Annotated in this window: 13 protein-coding genes; 8 read left to right on the top strand and 5 right to left on the bottom strand. The window is 42.0% G+C overall.

Annotated features, from left to right (window positions below):
• Positions 1–3,439, top strand: a 3,439-nt coding sequence (locus tag RMY16_RS12965) for a beta strand repeat-containing protein (RefSeq protein WP_322736707.1), incomplete at its 5' end; no start/stop codon positions are given.
• A gap of 110 nt (positions 3,440–3,549) precedes the next feature.
• On the opposite strand, the gene RMY16_RS12970 is transcribed toward RMY16_RS12965, so the two are convergent.
• Together RMY16_RS12970 and RMY16_RS12975 are read right to left on the bottom strand one after the other, a co-directional pair.
• Positions 3,550–3,984, bottom strand: a complete 435-nt coding sequence (locus tag RMY16_RS12970) for a hypothetical protein (protein WP_322736708.1) — start codon at positions 3,982–3,984, stop codon at positions 3,550–3,552.
• 166 nt (positions 3,985–4,150) lie between these two features.
• On the bottom strand, positions 4,151–7,132 hold the full coding sequence (locus tag RMY16_RS12975) for a valine--tRNA ligase (RefSeq protein ID WP_322736709.1): 2,982 nt from the start codon (positions 7,130–7,132) through the stop codon (positions 4,151–4,153).
• A 193-nt stretch (positions 7,133–7,325) separates the two neighbouring features.
• Between RMY16_RS12975 and RMY16_RS12980 the strand changes: the two genes are divergently transcribed.
• The 4 genes from RMY16_RS12980 (at position 7,326) to RMY16_RS12995 (ending at position 11,292) form a co-directional block, all read left to right on the top strand.
• Positions 7,326–7,637 (top strand): hypothetical protein, encoded by a 312-nt coding sequence (locus RMY16_RS12980; RefSeq protein WP_322736710.1) that lies wholly within the window; start codon positions 7,326–7,328, stop codon positions 7,635–7,637.
• Between the two features lie 7 nt (positions 7,638–7,644).
• Positions 7,645–8,907 (top strand): glutathionylspermidine synthase family protein, encoded by a 1,263-nt coding sequence (locus RMY16_RS12985; protein ID WP_322736711.1) that lies wholly within the window; start codon positions 7,645–7,647, stop codon positions 8,905–8,907.
• A gap of 30 nt (positions 8,908–8,937) precedes the next feature.
• Positions 8,938–10,209, top strand: a complete 1,272-nt coding sequence (locus RMY16_RS12990; RefSeq protein ID WP_322736712.1) for an AmpG family muropeptide MFS transporter — start codon at positions 8,938–8,940, stop codon at positions 10,207–10,209.
• Between the two features lie 126 nt (positions 10,210–10,335).
• The gene (locus tag RMY16_RS12995) at positions 10,336–11,292 is read left to right on the top strand and encodes an N-acetylglucosamine kinase (protein ID WP_322736713.1); all 957 of its coding nucleotides are present in this window, start codon (positions 10,336–10,338) and stop codon (positions 11,290–11,292) included.
• A 26-nt stretch (positions 11,293–11,318) separates the two neighbouring features.
• Here RMY16_RS12995 and RMY16_RS13000 read toward each other — a convergent pair whose 3' ends face one another.
• Positions 11,319–12,059, bottom strand: a complete 741-nt coding sequence (locus tag RMY16_RS13000; RefSeq protein WP_322736714.1) for a dienelactone hydrolase family protein — start codon at positions 12,057–12,059, stop codon at positions 11,319–11,321.
• A 901-nt stretch (positions 12,060–12,960) separates the two neighbouring features.
• Here RMY16_RS13000 and RMY16_RS13005 point away from each other — a divergent pair.
• The gene (locus tag RMY16_RS13005) at positions 12,961–13,557 is read left to right on the top strand and encodes a transposase (protein WP_322736715.1); all 597 of its coding nucleotides are present in this window, start codon (positions 12,961–12,963) and stop codon (positions 13,555–13,557) included.
• 98 nt (positions 13,558–13,655) lie between these two features.
• On the opposite strand, the gene RMY16_RS13010 is transcribed toward RMY16_RS13005, so the two are convergent.
• Entirely contained in the window at positions 13,656–13,853 is a 198-nt protein-coding gene (locus tag RMY16_RS13010) for a hypothetical protein (RefSeq protein ID WP_322736716.1), read from the bottom strand.
• A 417-nt stretch (positions 13,854–14,270) separates the two neighbouring features.
• Complete coding sequence (locus tag RMY16_RS13015; protein WP_322736717.1) at positions 14,271–15,527, bottom strand: FGGY-family carbohydrate kinase; 1,257 nt, start codon at positions 15,525–15,527, stop codon at positions 14,271–14,273.
• A gap of 200 nt (positions 15,528–15,727) precedes the next feature.
• On the opposite strand from RMY16_RS13015, the gene psaM reads away from it, so the two are divergent.
• Complete coding sequence (gene psaM / locus RMY16_RS13020) at positions 15,728–15,817, top strand: photosystem I reaction center subunit XII (protein WP_040630342.1); 90 nt, start codon at positions 15,728–15,730, stop codon at positions 15,815–15,817.
• Positions 15,818–16,247: 430 nt separating this feature from the next.
• Positions 16,248–16,658 carry a hypothetical protein gene (locus RMY16_RS13025; protein ID WP_322736718.1) on the top strand — a complete coding sequence of 137 codons (411 nt, stop codon included), beginning with the start codon at positions 16,248–16,250 and terminating at the stop codon, positions 16,656–16,658.
• Positions 16,659–16,809: the final 151 nt, after the last annotated feature.

Here is a 16,809-nt window from a genome sequence, read left to right on the forward strand (position 1 = left end):
TGGGGTGGCTCAAGGGGGCGAATTTAAGGTTAATACCTACACCACCAGCGACCAAAGTATCCCCACAGTTGCAATGAATGCAGGGGGAGACTTTGTCATTTCCTGGCAAAGCGATGGTCAGGATGGTTCTATCAATGGGATATATGCCCAACTAAACCCCAATAAAGGGGTTCCCCCGACAATCATTTCTGCTTCTGTCTCTGCCTTGGCATACACCGAAAACACCACTATAGCCATTGACTCAGGCATCACCGTCAGCGATCAAGACTCAGACAACTTGGCTAGTGCCACTATTAGCATTACCAGTGGTTTCGCCTCTGCTCAAGACACCCTCGCCTTCACCAACCAAAATGGGATTACGGGCAGCTACGACAGCACCGCAGGTGTTTTAACCTTAACTGGCAGTTCCACTGTTGCTAACTACCAAGCCGCACTACGTTCTATTACTTATACCAACAACAGTGATAACCCCAGTCTTACACCTCGTACTGTCAGCTTTATAGTTAATGATGGGGCTGCTGATAGTACTGCCATTACCCGCAATATTAATATTACGGCAGTAAATGATGCACCTATTGCTACTGCCACCAACTCTGCCCTGGTATATACTGAGAACGCTACTACAGTCATTGACTCAGGTATCACCGTTAGCGACTTAGACTCAGACAACCTAGCTAGTGCCACTGTCAGGATTACCAGTGGTTTTGTCTCTGCTGAAGACATCCTCGCCTTCACCAATCAAAATGGGATTACAGGCAGCTACAACAGCAGCACAGGTGTCTTAACCTTAACTGGCAGTTCTACTGTTGCTAACTATCAAACCGCACTACGTTCTGTTACTTATACCAACAGTAGTGATAACCCCACTACTACACCTCGTACCGTCAGCTTTGTAGTCAATGATGGGACTGATAATAGTACTGTTGTTACCCGCAATATTAATATTACGGCAGTGAACAATGCGCCCATTGCTACTACTACCAACTCTGCTCTGGCATACACCGAGAACGCTACTACAGCCATCGATTCAGGCATCACCGTTAGCGATGAAGACTCTGCTAACCTAGCTAGTGCTACTGTCAGAATTAGCAGTGGCTTTATTTCTGCTCAAGATAGTCTCGCCTTCACCAATCAAAATGGGATTACGGGCAGCTACAACAGCATCACAGGTGTCTTAACCTTAACTGGCAGTGCCACCGTTGCTAATTATCAAACCGCACTACGTTCTATTACTTATACCAACAGTAGTGATAACCCCAGTCTTACACCTCGTACCGTCAGCTTTCTAATTAATGATGGGACTGCTAATAGTACTGCCGTTACCCGCGATATTAATATTACGGCGATGAATGATGCGCCTGTTGCTGTTAACGATAGCATCACCACAAAAAGAAACATACCCGTTATTATTAGTGCTACTACTCTGTTAAGCAATGATAAAGATGTCGATGTTAGTGATGTTTTGAGTATTACTGGCTTCACCCAACCTAGCCAAGGAAGCTTAGTTAACAACAACGACGGTACTTACACTTATACCCCTGTTCAAAACTATTATGGCTTCGATAGCTTCACTTACACTATAAGTGATGGGCATGGAGGCAATAGTACTGCTACCGTCAACTTGACTATTAATCAATACAATGTAATTAATGGTACTTTAGGTGCAGACAACCTGAATGGTACAGTCAATATTGATGTCATCTCAGGATTGCAGGGCAATGACACGCTCCAAGGACTAGGTGATAATGACACCCTTGATGGCGCCGATGGAAATGATTCCTTAGATGGTGGTGCAGGAGTTGACAGTCTCATTGGTGGTAAAGGCAATGATATTTATATCGTAGACAACCTGAACGATATTATTATTGAAGCCTTAAATGCAGGCACAGATTTAGTTAAGTCTTCGGTGAGTTGGGTGTTGGGAAATAACCTGGAGAACTTGACCCTGACTGGAAGTGGGGTAATCAATGGTACTGGTAATAGCTTTAATAACATCTTGATTGGTAATACTGGCGTTAACATTTTGAGTGGAGAAAATGGCAACGATAACCTCTTTGGTGATTCCGACAATGACACCTTGTTGGGTGGTGCAGGCAATGATACCTTAGATGGCGGTTTAGGATCTGATAGTCTCAATGGTGGAGTCGGCAATGATATTTATATCGTAGACAATCTGAACGATATTATTATTGAAGGCTTAAATGCAGGCACAGATTTAGTTAAATCTTCGGTGAGTTGGGTGTTGGGAAATAACCTGGAGAACTTGACCCTGACTGGAAGTGGGGTAATCAATGGTACTAGTAACAGTCTTAATAACATCTTGATTGGCAATACTGGTGCTAACATCTTGAATGGAGAAGATGGCAACGATAGCATAATTGGTGGTTCCGGCAATGACACCTTGTTAGGCGGTGCAGGTGATGACACCTTGGATGGAGGTTTAGGATCTGATAGTCTTAATGGTGGAGCTGGCAATGACATTTACACTGTAGACAACGTAAACGACTCGATTATTGAAGGCTTAAATTCAGGCACTGATTTAATTAAGTCTTCGGTGAATTGGGTGTTGGCAGATAACCTGGAGAACTTGACCCTGACTGGAAGTGGGGTAATCAATGGTACTGGTAATAGCTTTAATAACATCCTGACGGGAAATAGTGGTGCTAACACGTTAAATGGAGTTGATGGCAACGATAGCCTCTTTGGTAGCTCAGGTAATGATACCTTGTTAGGCGGTGTAGGTGATGACTCCTTGAATGGAGGTGCAGGGACTGACAGTCTTGATGGTGGAGTCGGTAATGATATTTACACTGTAGACAACGTAAACGACTTGATTATTGAAGGCTTAGATGCAGGCACAGATTTAGTCAATTCTTCGGTGAATTGGGTGTTGGGAAATAACCAGGAGAATTTGACTCTGACTGGAACCGGAGCAATCAATGGTACTGGTAATAGCCTTAATAACATCCTGATGGGAAATAATGCTGCTAACACATTAACTGGAGGAGATGGTCATGATAGCCTCTTTGGTAACTCAGGCAATGACACCTTGTTCGGTAGTGCAGGTGACGATCTAATCGCTGGTGGAGTTGGTCGAGATGTATTGACTGGTGAAACTGGGCAAGATAGCTTCAACCTAACTGGTACCCGTATTGGAGGGTATGATATGATCGCTGATTTTACTCTTGGAGAGGATACTATCTTGATTTCCAAGGCTGAATTCGGACTGGTTCAATCTCAAAATACTACGCTCGATTCGGGCCTGTTTCGACTTGGTACCACTGCGATCGCAGCGAGCGATCGCTTTATATACGATAAAACTACGGGTAATCTTTTCTTTGACGCGGATGGAACTGGTAATGCTGCACAAGTTATTCAAATTGCCCAGTTCTCCAATCAGGTGGCGCTTAGTAGTGCAAATATTACTATCATTGCCTAACGCAAGCTAACTATAACAAGCATTGAGAAATTACCCAGTAAGAGACAGATCAACTCTTGCTGGGTAATCTGTCATAAATACACATTTGAGTGCAACATAACTGTAAACTTTTAACTTTCCTCTTGGGAATAACCATTTTTCTCGCGTTTGAGGCTTTCTTCTAAGGCTTGAATTTGTTCGCGTCTGGCTTCTAACTCTAAAGAACGCCTTGCTAAGTCTTGATTTTGCAACGTCAGGGATTGTCGCCAATGTTCTGCTCGCTCGGCTTCGTGCTGCAAAAATTCTGGGGTAATGCCGATGGTGAGGTAGTTTTGTACCAGATAAAGTACCCAGTTGGCAGCGTCTTCTATTCTTTCAATATCGCCTGTAGGAGAAAGTTCGACTAGAACAAGCAAGTTCTCACTCATGATCTTTCCCTTGCCTAGCAGAATGAAAGCTTCTTCGGGAATTATCGCCCACAAGTTATCAGCTTCTTGACGCGCCAATAAGCGTAACTGGTGCTGGTCTAAAAAATCGTTTTTACGCACCTGGGCTAGATATAGCATGAGGGTCGCTTCGCTCCAATTAAAAATTAAAAATTAAAAATTAAAAAAGTTTAATAAAATAATAAGTCCCAGAATTGAGATTTGGATCTTGTTAATTGGTAATGGGTAATTGGGAATTAATAATCCCATTACCCATTACAGTTATCCTAAGCCACGCAGGCGATCGCTACGACAACCCCTTGAGGCGATCGCGCAAAATTTCAGCTTGCTTCTGTGCTTCTGCTAAGGCATCACGCGCCCCCTGTACCACGTCAGCCCTAGCTCTATCTACGAAACTAGGATTGTTTAATCTGGTACTCAGGGATTGAACTTCGGCTTCAGCTTTACTCAAGCTTTTTTCTAGCTTGGCACGCACAGCTTCAATATCTACCACACCGCTTAGAGGAATTAGCACCTGTATTGTACCAATTACACCTGCGATCGCATTTTCTGTTTCTTGTGCTTGTTCTAATTTACTCTGCGGGAAAAATCGGTTCCATAACCTAAGTCTTGCTTGAGCAGTGAGTAAATTTTGGCTAACAAACCACGCTGTGTAACCAAAACCAACTAGTTCAAAGAAAGTTCCGATGATGGGAATGTCATCAATGGCATTTCCCGCAGCTAAAGCCACTCTACCAAAGACAATGGCTACAATAATTAAACCAATTGTCTTCAAACCCCTTTGAGGTTTTTTAGCAGTAGTTTGGCTTTTTTCTTTGTCAGCAATGGTTAAAGTCTCAACCTTAGCCAAATCTTTAATATAAGATTGTCCAGCAGTGAGAATTCCCCGCTCCTTTTCGCTTTCAGTTTGCAAATTTGCTGTTACTTTGACCCCTGGTTTAATATCTGCTTCAGCCCGCAAATTCCGAATTGTGCGGATAGTAGCAATTAGCAATTCAAACTGTTCTTCTAAACCTAAATCAATCAAATTTACATCTATCTGAGGATATAGTTGCAATGGTAAAGTTTGCGGCGAATCTGGTGGTTGTTGGGTGAGAGTTTGCCAAATTTCTTCGGTAATATGAGGCATGAAGGGATGAAGCAGTTTTAAAATTCCTTCCAGCACATAGCCGAGGGTTTGCTGTGCTACCCGCCGCGATACTGGATCGGCATCTGCTTGCAATCTAGATTTCACTAGTTCAATATATTGATCGCAGAAATCACCCCAAATGAATTCGTAGAGTCCTTTTGCTGCTTCCCCTAAACCGTAATTATCGATGTAATTAGTGGTTTCTTTGATAACTTGATGATACCGCGAGATGATCCAGCGATCGCTCAATTCTGTGGCTACTGGATTCCCCAATTGTTGCGGCATTTGTCCATCCAAATTCATCATCACAAATCGGGCAGCATTCCACAACTTGTTTGCAAAATTGCGGGATGCCTCTACAGATGCTGATTCATCCTTTTTGCGATCGTATTCTAAGCGGATATCTTGACCAGCGCCAGCCACTTCCTTAATTAGGGTATACCGCAGGGCATCAGTACCATATTTGTCAATTAATAACAATGGGTCAATGCCATTACCTTTGCTCTTTGACATCTTCTGACCTTTTTCATCCAGCACCAAACCATGAATGTAAACTGTTTGGAAAGGCATTTGCCCCGTAAAATGCCCAGCCATCATAGTCATTCTGGCTACCCAGAAAAAGATGATGTCAAAGCCTGTTACCAAAGTGGTAGTTGGGTAATAAGTTGCTAAATCCTGAGTTTGTTCTGGCCAGCCCAAAGTCGAAAATGGCCAGATTCCAGCAGAAAACCAAGTATCTAACACATCTGGGTCTTGTTCTAGCTTGACATTTTCACCAAATTGTGATTTGGCTTTTTCCCAAGCTTCAGTTTCCGATTTCGCTACTACAAACGGCGTATTATCGGTAATTTGCCCATCTGTTTCACTGACAGCGTACCAAGCCGGAATTTGGTGTCCCCACCATAATTGGCGAGAGATGCACCAATCAGTCAGTTTTACTAGCCAATCACGATAAACCTTAGTCCAGCGTTGGGGGACAAACTCTGGAGAAGTTTGCTGGTCGAGGAATTCGAGAGTGTTGTCAGCTAGGGGGCGAATTTTGACGAACCACTGAGTTGAAAGGAGGGGTTCAATAGGTACTTTACCGCGATCGCTGTAGGGAACGGTATGTTTATAATCTTCGATCTTCACCAAAAAGCCATCTGCTTCTAAGCGAGAAACCACATTTTTTCTAGCAACAAAGCGGTCTTGTCCTTGAAACTCCCCAGCATTGGCGTTGAGAGTGCCGTCTTTATTCATAATGTTGATTAACGGCAGATTGTGACGCTTACCCATATCAAAATCGTTCGGGTCATGGGCGGGAGTTATTTTCACGCAACCCGTGCCGAAAGTGGGGTCAACATATTCATCGCCAATGATCGGAATTTCTCGTTGTAGAATTGGCAGAGTTAGAGTTTTACCAATGAGATGTTTGTAGCGATCGTCATTGGGATTAACCGCTACAGCTGTATCGCCCAGCATCGTTTCTGGTCGAGTTGTGGCCACCTCTACAAAACCGGAACCATCGGTGAGGGGATAGCGGAAGTGCCAGAGATTTCCATTCACCTCTTGATTTTCCACTTCTACGTCAGACACAGCCGACTGAGAAGCAGGACACCAGTTAACTAAATATTCACCACGATAAATTAAGCCTTCCTCGTAAAGGCGAGTAAACGCCTCGACAACAGCTTTAGATAAACCCTCATCCAGGGTAAACCTTTCCCGTGACCAGTCCACCGAGACACCCAAGCGTCGTAGCTGATTCAGAATCGTTCCCTCAGACTCCGCCTTCCATTGCCAAGCGCGTTCTAGGAATTTTTCGCGCCCCAATTCGTAGCGAGTCTTACCCTCTTTTTTGAGTTGCTTTTCCAGCATAGTATGCACAGCGATGCTGGCGTGGTCAGTTCCGGGTAGCCACAGGGTATTACGTCCCTGCATCCGGTGGTAGCGCACGAGGGTATCAATCAACGCACTTTCAAAAGCGTGACCCATGTGCAAACTGCCGGTGACATTCGGCGGTGGAATGACGATGCAGTAGGGTTCGCCGCCTTTGTTGGGGTCAGCTTTGTAAACTTGGTTGTCTTCCCAGAATTTTTGCCACTTGGCTTCAGTGGAAAAGGGGTCGTAGAGACTGGGGAGATTCGGAATAGTTGCGGTCATGCTGGGCAAACTAACTATGGAAGGACTCTAATAAATTTTGCCACAGGGTTGGAGAGGGTTTGTTTAGCAATTCTCTAAATCGTCGATATACCCTTAAAAAATCTATCTGGAAATGCGAAATCTATTTTTGACCCTTGTAGTTATCTTGCATAAATTCCGTAACTGACATCTGTATATTCATCCAGAAAGACTCATGAAATTGAAACCAGGTTTATTTCAACTCATAGTGTTCGTTATGACTGTATCGCTACTTGCTTCTTGTGCGACAACCCCAGAAGCAAGACAGTCAGATTGCATCTCCACAACGTCGCCGAACGCTAAACAACAACCCAATAACTGTTCACCCTCATCTAATGGTAGCGGCAGATCGAGTGGTTACTCTGGTGGGAGTAGCATTAGAAGATTTGGTTCTGGTGATTCATCGGAGGTCGGGACTTCCAGAGGTTCTTCTAAGGGTCGTAGTGGTTTTGGTAGTTTCGGTCGCGGTGGTCATGCGGGTGGATAAAAGAGTTATGAATATTTTCAACAGTCCTCAACGAAAGCGTCTATTTCAGTCGATGAAAATGGGTTGGTATAACTTTGCTCCTATTGAAGAAGGAACAGGTATACCTCTGACTGACCAAGAAACACCTTACGCTCTTTATTATTGCCATAAAGTTTTACCGCAGACGATCCAAGAAATCCAGCAAGCATCAGAATTAGTCGGTAGTGTTTTAACCCAAGCATGGGAAATTATCCGCACTCTTGATGAGGATACACTACTTTACTATGGATTTCCGGAAGCTACCATCAAGTTAGTTAAATATGACTTCCTCGCACCATATTGTATGCGTCTTGACTGGTGCTGGAATCAAGAAACGGGGATAAAAAAGGTAGTAGAAACTAATCCCCAAACTCCTAGTTTTTGGTTTGAGTGTACGGACGGCAATAATAAAGTCGCCAGACATTTTGGATTGCAAGAACCAGATTTAGATGCTCAAAAAATCTTAAAAATAACACTCAATCAGCATGTAAATAGAGCCGCATTAAATTTGGGTAAACCAATTACAGACTGTCGCGTAGCATTTACAGCTTTGAATAATGCCGAAGATTTAGGTACTATGCGATGGTTAAGAAATTACTTGGAGTCCAAAAGTACCATTTTACCCTTAGAATATCTTGGCATCAAAGATGGTGAGTATCTATTTGACCAGAGAACAAAAAAACCAATAGATATACTTTTTATGTGGTATCCAGTGGAATGGCTAATCCATGATACTGATGAAAAAGGTGAAAGATTATGGCCGGCTCTAGAGCAACTAATTTTTGAGAATAAAATTGCGATCGCGAACTTTGGTTCTGCCTTTGCACTGCAACCAAAAAGTATATTTGCTCTAATTACAGATTTGGGATATGACTTTTTTTCTGGCAAAGATGCTGGGACAGTTTGGGAATATTTTCCTAAAACATCACTGAGTGCAACAGCAATAGGTAATTCATACTTTGCCAAACCTATTTTAGGAAGAGAAGGTGAAGGAGGATTTGCAGTTAATTCAGGAAATATCTCTGTGCGTAGTAGTAATAATGACCCTTGGTATACACAACAGAATTATGTCTATCAAGAGTTATTAGAATTTCCTAAATTAGAAGTTGATGGCAAGTCAATGACTCAGGTTTGGGGAGCATGGCTATATAACAATGGTAATGACAAATTCATATCTGGAGGTGTAGGAATTCGCCTTTCTGAAGGGGAAATTACAGATAATTTATCTTATTGGTGTCCTATTGGATGCTAATTTTAATAACACCGATAATTAGAGGCAAATATGAAACCTCAAACCACCACCCGTTCCCCCTGGACATACATACCCACCCTCTACTTTGCCTCTGGCATACCTTACATCATCATCAATACAGTTTCCGTAATCTTTTACAAAAAGCTCGGAATAGATAATACTCAAATTGCCTTGTGGACAAGTTTTCTCTATCTACCTTGGGTTATCAAAATGTTTTGGGGCCCAATTGTCGATATTTATTCTACCAAACGTCAATGGATACTTTATACCCAATTTGCGATGTTCGCTTGTTTGGGTTTGATAGCCTTCTCTTTGCAACTGCCAAATTTCTTTTTCATCTCCCTTGCGACATTAACAATAGGAGCATTTATTTCTGCGACTTATGACATTGCCACAGATGGCTTTTATCTGCTGGCTTTATCTCCAGAACAACAAGCCTTATTTGTTGGCATTCGCTCACTGTTTTATAGAATGGCTGTCATTTTTGGGTCTGGAATATTAGTAGTCTTAGCAGGTCAGCTTGAAGTTTCTCTGAACAACATTCCTTTAAGCTGGACTATAACTATTGGTTTCTCAGCTTTAATTTTATCAATTCTGTTTATTTTCCACCGCCTAATTTTACCTTTACCTGAATCAGACAACCAACGACAAATAGAAGCTAGGGAAAATATACCTTTTTGGTCAATCATTAGCTCATATTTTGCTCAAGATAAAATTACAAATATTTTAGCATTTATATTGCTTTATAGACTTGGTGAAGCAATGCTTGTAAAGATAGCCTCTTTATTTTTATTAGATAAACCCGAAGTAGGTGGTTTAGGGCTATCAACATCAGATGTCGGGTTAGTCTATGGTACATTTGGGGTAATATCACTAATCTGTGGAGGAATTTTAGGAGGTTTACTAATTTCTAAATATGGATTAAAAAAATGTTTATTTCCTATGGCTTTAGCATTGAATTTACCTAATATGTTTTATGTGTATATGGCTTACACGAAGCCTTCACTAACATTAGTCTATCCCTTGGTTTCCTTGGAGCAATTTGGCTATGGTTTTGGATTTACAGCTTTTAGTGTTTATTTAATGTATATTTGCCAAGGTGAATATAAAACTTCTCATTTTGCTATCTCTACCGGCTTTATGGCTTTAGGAATGATGTTACCCGGATTAGTTAGTGGTTATCTGCAAAAAGCACTTGGTTATCCATTATTTTTTGTCTTGGTCTGTTTACTCACGATTCCTGGGATGATTGCTCTATTTCTTATTCCTTTAAAAGAAGAACCTAAGCGTCAAGATAGTTAATATTATTATAAATTTATAACAATTATAAATGAGTTATGAAAAATAGGTTTGTAATCGAACCACAGAGGCGCAGAGAACACAGAGAGATAAGAAATAGAAATTTTAACAAAGATTTAGAACTGCTATATGAGTTATGTTTTGGGAATAGATGGCGGTGGTAGCAAGACTGTTTGTGTCTTGATGGATGATTTGCATCTAGTGTTAGGTCGTGGTGAAGCAGGGCCATCTAATTATCAGAGTATAGGTATCGAAGCAACTTTAGAATCTATTCAATTAGCAATTCACAATGCAGTTGAGGCAGCAATAATTACAAATACTGTGAATATCAACGCGATATGTTTGGGTTTAGCAGGTGTAGGTCGTGTAACAGATATCGAAGTAATGAAAGGTTTAGTTAAAGATTTACAGAATAACAAATTGCCTATTACTTGGGCATTACAACCAACGAATATTGTAATTTGTAATGATGCTTTAATTGCTTTAGTTGGTGGAATTGGTCAGCCTGTAGGAATTGTGGTTGGAGCCGGTACTGGTTCGATAGTTTTCGGACGAAATCATCAAGGAGACACCAAACGAGTTGGCGGCTGGGGGTATATTTTAGGAGATGAAGGTAGCGCTTATAAAATTGCGCTCGCAGGCATGAACGCAGCATTAAAATCTTATGATGGACGAGAGATTCCAACGAGTTTGATAGAAGGTTTCAAACAGCATCTTGACTTAAAAAGTATAGAAGATTTAATAGAAGTAGTATATCGCCGAGAATGGGGAGTTAAACAGATAGCTGCTTTAGCACCAGTTGTAGATTTTGCAGCAGCGTCAGGTGATATAGTAGCGAATATGATAATTGATGATGCTGTAAAAGAATTAGTAAAAGCTACATCTACAGTAATTGATGCGATTTTTACTACTGACTCAGTTTTAGAAGTAGTCACAACAGGAAGTGTCTGGCGCGGTAGATGCAATATCCATGAAAGATTTGCAACGTCTCTTGTTAAGAAGTTTCTTAATGTAAAGGTGATATTTCCGAGGTATGAACCTGCTTATGGTGCTGGGTTATTAGCGTTGCAGACAACTCAAAATTGACGCGAAGAAAGCAATAATGGGAATTTTCAGTCTGCAAATATGCGCCCCAAAAAAGTTACTATTTCTGACCAAGCTGCGGTGGTAGCACTAGAATCATAACGATAACCGTCGTCGCGCATGAATGTATGTTCTGCTTCATACAAGAAAACTTGGTGAGGGATGTTAGCATCCTCAATTGCTTTTATTATGGTTTGGCGATCGCTATCTGGTATATGAGGGTCAAGAGTACCGAACACCATTAGCATCTCGCCCTTGATTTCACTTACTCTCTGGATTGTATCGGCTACCTCTTTACCCAGTTTACCACTGGGAATCCCAGTAGGGTAACAGCAGACACAAGCCCGAATTTCATTTTGAAATGCTGCACGGAAAGCTAAATGTCCACCAATACAAAAGCCGAGAGTGCCTATTTTATCTGGACAAACCGCACTCTCTGTTTTCAAAAATTCAATTACAGCAAGGCAATCGGCATCATAATCAGCTACCGAGGTTCGACGCGCATCGTCATTTCCCCGCATCCTTCCCAAATCGTCTGGCTCAATTACTAAACCAACTGGCTCAATTCGGTGAAAAATTTCTGGTGCTGCTACTACATAGCCGTATCCTGCTAAGTAGTTAGCTAGACGAATCATTGCATCACCTAACTGATAAATATCACTGTAGAAGACAATACCAGGGTATTTTCCTGCTGCTTTGGGAGCCGCAACATAAACACGCATTAAGCTGCCATCTACTCTTAACTCAACATTGCGCTTAGTGATTTGCACTTTTTTGTCTCCATGTTCCGCTTGCTGTTATTAAAGCAGCCTACTGCCGTCAGGCATTCATCTGCATTTATAAAATACCCGAAGGTTTTTCCAGAATCAGGATAGGCTACTAACTGTCAATGAAAGAAAGCAATGGCGTTGCATATTTGCGGGATGATTTTGTTAGTTTTGTGAGACGGGCAACATGAGCGTCCCTTGTATATCGGGGCGCTCATGTTGCCCACACTATAAGAATCATGCCTTGATTCAGTAACGCCAAAGCAATAATAGGAGTTTTCAGTTTGCAAATCACCCCACCCTAACCCTCCCCTTATAAAGGGGAGGGAACTAGATTTCCTGTTTCCCCCTTTGTAAGAAGTTATCGGCGAGTTTCGGTTACGTTGATTTTTGAGGGAACTAGATTTCCTGTTTCCCCCCTTTATAAGGGGGGACTAAGGGGGGTAATTCGACTTGTGTGTACACTGTAGCCTTTCAGGAGAGAAGCTTTGAATCTTACTCCCCTTCCCTTGCACTACGGTCTACACACAAGTATGACAGCATAGGTTTCAACTCTTCTAGTTGTTTCGTAGAGTGCGTTATGGAAACGCCAAAATAACAAATGAGTTCGCCAAAATAACAAATGCGTTCGCCGAAATAACAAATCAGTTCGCCGAAATAACAAATCAGTTCGCCGAAATAACAAATCAGTTCGCCGAAATAACAAATGCGTTGGCGATGCCTGCGGTGGGCTACGCCATGATTGCAACAATTTAGCTTTGTCACGCCAGCGTAACGCACTGCAAATCTTTGGTGGATGAAGTGAAGTTTTTCCGACTTGTGTGTATACCGTAGCTTCCCTTGCTCTTAAGGGGCTGGGGGTTAGGTCTGTATTGGACTCAATCTAGAAGCGCTATATATCATTATGTCCAACCACGTCCACTATCTCATAGAACCAGCTACCCCAGAAGATTTGCCTAAAATCATGCATTTTCTCAATTGGTACACAGCCATGTGCTTTAATCGAATGCTCAATCGCACAGGGCACTTTTGGGAGGCGAGATATTATAGCTGTGGGTTTCCACCCACGGATACTAAGCGAGCATTAAATACTCTACGCTACATTCATGGCAATCCCAAAGCTGCTCAAATGCGACGCAGTTTTTTCTACGATTTTAGTAATTACGGCACTTATGATCAATTGACTGTTGATGGATTGACTCAATGGCATCCGGCTTTTCTAGAACTGGGTAAAACTTTAGATGAATGTGCCAAAAAATATCGGGGGTTTTGTCAACGGTATAAACCGAAAGCAAAGCCAGCCAAACTTTCTTGCTGGGGAAGTAAGTTGCTGGCTGGCCATAAAATTAGCCGGAATAAGGGTAAGCACAAATGCTCACCTGGTCAACTGACACTTTTCGCGCGGTGCCAGGTATCGGAATGCCCGCAAGTGGCAGAAGTTTTAAAGAAGTTTGTTCTAGCTAATAGAGCGTTTGACGTAAGTTGCATGAATGAGGTATGATACCTCCCTACCCCCGGAAACGAAAACGAAGACTGACTGACTGACGAAAATAGAACGTTTGAAATTAAATTAATCGATATAATTAGTGGCGCGTTCGTTTAATCGTATAAATTCGCGTCAATAAATAAAAAATTCCCTAAAACGTTCGCGTTAGATGTCGCGTCATCAGCGTCAATCTTTAAGTTAATTCCGTTTCCTGTGGAAGTCTGTCCTCCTGAAAAAGCTTCTTCTTCTTCCGTTTTTAGCTCCTCAAACATCACTAAAACTCCCTCGTAAATCTTTTGTTTCTGTTGCATTTTTTTCAGGCGTAAGGTATTGCTTTTTTCTACTACTACTTTTATTATACAGCATTTTAACGCTTGTTAACTGCTTTCTGACAATATCCTACTTATCCCACTTTTCCCACTTTTTTCTACAGGAATAAAGTTTTTCTTTTTTTAAGCTAAAATGTCGTCCAGAAGCGAGTCTTCTATTACATGAATCCACCCGTTACCTTAGCGACGCTACGCTAGTGAAAACTCACACCGATAATTAATAAAGGGGATAGATGACATTCGCTTATGGCGAAGCACCCATCCCCGAATAGCTGCCCAGATGATCAACCTGGAATCTATAGTCCGGTATCTAATCATCCCAGTATCGGCCGAGATATGTCGATTGTCACTGGGATAGATACTGATTTACGAAATACCTACGAAAAGATAGTTACAAAATTACTTTTGTTCACCCATCGCCAACAGCGCCGTCCCGTAAGCCGCTTCCGTATACACTGACGCTACTACAGGAACTTGCAAATAACGCGCCCTAATCGTAGTCCAAATATCATTCGCCGCGCCACCACCAGCAGTATAAACACGGAGTAATTTGTCTGCGCCCATTTGCTGTAATAATTCATACCCTCGCGCTTCTATGCGGGCAATGCTTTCTAACAACCCATGCAAAAATTCCACTGGGTTATCTGGGCGTGGTGACAAACGTGGCGGTAAATTGGGATCGTTAATCGGAAAGCGATCGCCTACCTTCAATAACGGATAATAATCTAACTCGCTGGCAATTGAAGCATCAATCTCCCGGCTAAGGCTTTCTAACTCAGCATTTGTGAAAAATTGCTTTAGTACTGCACCTCCAGTATTAGAAGCACCACCAGTCAGCCATAAATCCCCTAACCGATGGCTGTAAATCCCATATCTGGCATCTTCTTGCCGGGTACGACTTAACAACTTTAGTACTAACGTTGAACCAAGGGAAGTCACGGCTTCACCAGGTAATTTTGCCCCACTGGCGAGAAAAGCGGCAATACTATCAGTTGTACCTGCACACACATAACAATCACGCCGGAAACCGAATTGATCGGCAATTTCAGGACGCAATTGGGCAATTGGAGTACCAGGAGGTAAAACTTTGGGTAGCTGAATTGGTATTTGCAATTTTTCTAGCCATTCTGGGTATTTCAACTCTTCTACGTCATAACCTAGCTTTAAAGCATTATGATAATCGCTAATCCCCAACTGTCCATGTAGGAGAAACGCCAGCCAATCTGCTTGATGCAGAAAATATCTAGCTTCACTAAAAGAAGGTTGTTGCCTCATCCACAAAAGTTTCGCCAAGCTGGAGGTGGCACTCAACACGGTATGATTAGGGGGTGCTATACTCCTCAAATGCTCTAGCACCAATGATCCCCGCGCATCGTTGTACAAAAGTGGTGTATCTACAGGATTGCCAACAGCATCGACTAGCAAGACAGTGGAAGAAGTACCATTAATTGCGATCGCTTTTATTTCTCGCCGCAATTGATCAGGTATTTGTTCCACCAGCACAAACAAAGTCTCTTGCCAAATTTTTGGCGTAACGACGGCTGGTGAGTCCTTGAATGGATATCGTACCTCAGCTTGAATACAATAGGCTTCCTCGTCAATCACCATGCCCCGTGCGCCAGATGTGCCGAAGTCAATACCCAAATACAAATTCATAATTTTTATAAATTTTTTTAATGGAGAATAAATAAGGACTACTGACTAATAACTGCTTTTGTTGCATCTTGTAACAAGATATTCCCCAATCTTGGCAAAACAAGGAAAAGTAGTAAACGAACTGTTCAAAATCAATTCAGGTTAGGAGGTTTTCAGCCATGCCTATCTTAGATACTCTGTACATTGCTCAGATATCTTCCATCTCAGATACTCAAGTTTACATCGCTTTAGTTGTAGCCTTGATCCCAGGAGTTCTAGCTTGGCGATTAGCCACAGAACTTTACAAATAAGGCTCCGATGTGACACAGTTAAAAAGCTAATAATCCTGGCAGTACGGGGTGCAATTTCCAGACTTTATGGTGTAAAGCCATAAGTATCTAGAAACCTTGCACTTACGTAAGCCAGGTTATTTTTTAACTAGTGCGGCACTTGTAGCTATTTCAAAAAAATGAAGTAATATGACAGCTAAATCAAGCATTCAAGAGTGCTAAGTGCTGTTAGCGGTAGCGCGGCGTTTAGCCCGTGCTGAGTGTCCAAGAAGAAGTAATGAGTAAAAAGTAGTACTTATGAACCTTCCTATTTAAGCCGAGGCACTAGCTACTCTGAACTGATTTGATGCTGAGTGTGATTAGTGATTTTTTTACTCAGCACTCATAACTCAGCACTCAGCACTCTTCTGATAGTGCTTCCCTTCACTAAGCGAGGTTATCTTTTAGCATCATGAACGCGATTCAACCCTCCAGACCCCCGTTACAACCTATACAAAAACGCCGGGTCATTTCTCGACCAAAGCGGCATCTTCGTGAACGTTCTTACAAGGTGATGGCACTGGAAAGCACAGCCAAAATAGCGGTCAATCTTGTGATTACAGCCGTTGCAGCATCTGCCTTGACACAACTCTTGCCTTATCATTGGTTACAGCAAGAAAAATTGCGAGAAATGAGTACTGAAGTCAAGCTGATGGAAGGACATGTCAATGGTTTACAAACGGAATTTAGCCGTAACTTTGATCCCCAAGAAGCTAAAATTATTAGACAACGACAAGGATACCGATTCGATCCTAGCCAGCGTCAGATCGTGTTGATGAATCAAGATCGCCAAGAAGATGAGCAAACAGACTCGTTACCCTAAGACAAATGGCGAATTTAAGATTATTTAGGTTTATTGTGATTCTGGCTACGTATAAACCGGGTGCTAATTCATATTATTGCTAAAAAGTAATGGTTAATAGCTAATTTTTGAATAGCTATGTAGTTATCATTTATTAGTCATTAGCGATACA

This window comes from Nostoc sp. DedQUE12b, from assembly GCF_034530835.1.
Classification (GTDB): Bacteria; Cyanobacteriota; Cyanobacteriia; order Cyanobacteriales; family Nostocaceae; genus Nostoc.